Origin of the sequence: Arthrobacter sp. CAL618 (genome assembly GCF_000468215.1) — a bacterium.
In the GTDB taxonomy this organism is placed as follows: Bacteria; Actinomycetota; Actinomycetes; order Actinomycetales; family Micrococcaceae; genus Arthrobacter_D.
Genome location: NZ_ASZW01000003.1, coordinates 1 through 739 on the forward strand (window position 1 = coordinate 1; position 739 = coordinate 739).

Sequence of the window (739 nt, forward strand, 5' to 3'; positions counted from 1 at the left end):
TCCTTCGGATCATACGTACCTGCTCCACCAGCTCAACGGCTACGCCGCTGCGAGAGCGGGCCAGGTTCCGACAGGCACAGCTCCGCAAGCTTCGCCAGCAGGCAAAAGCAACGGGGGAGAGGCCAACTGCTGGACCACCACTACCTACCCCCACCACTGCGAAAAGGAGCACCACCATGAACGCTGAAACCAGCACAGCACCGCTGACCATCACCCACACCCACGAGGCCGGAACCCTGATCGAGGGAACGGCTAAGGGTGACGGAACCGCGCCCATCTTGAAGGTCAACGGCTGGCGCTGGGGCCGCAGCATCGCGGCGTGGTTCGTGCCCATGTCCCGCGACCGTCAGCCCAAAATGCACATCATCAACCGCACCACGGTGGCCCTCACCGAGGCAGGTTTCAGCGTCGAAACCCAAATTGACCGCACCAGCCGCAGCACCGCCGAAGTAGAGGCAGGGAAGATCGCCCGCCAACAAGACCGCGCCGACGCCCTGACCGCGAAAGCCGAGCGCAAGCAGGCCGCCGAGACAGCAGCCTACGATTCAGCACGGGCAGCGCTGCGCCGACTGCCCGAAGGTGGGGAGCCCATCAAGATAGGCCACCACTCAGAGAACCGGCACCGCCGCGCAATTGCCACCGCAGACCGGGCAATGGGCAGATCAGTACAGGCCACCGAGGAAACCAAAGCAACCGCCGAACGCGCCGCTACAGCAGCCCAAACCACTGACCGCCGCTA

General features: G+C 64.5%; 2 protein-coding genes. Both read left to right on the forward strand.

Going from position 1 to position 739, the window contains the following annotated elements; translation table 11 throughout:
* On the forward strand, positions 1–187 hold a 187-nt coding region (locus tag K728_RS21465; RefSeq protein WP_237742052.1), incomplete at its 5' end, for a hypothetical protein.
* The coding region (locus K728_RS0100035; protein WP_035746529.1) for a DUF3560 domain-containing protein at positions 177–739 on the forward strand (563 nt) is incomplete at its 3' end. The genes K728_RS21465 and K728_RS0100035, both read left to right, overlap by 11 nt.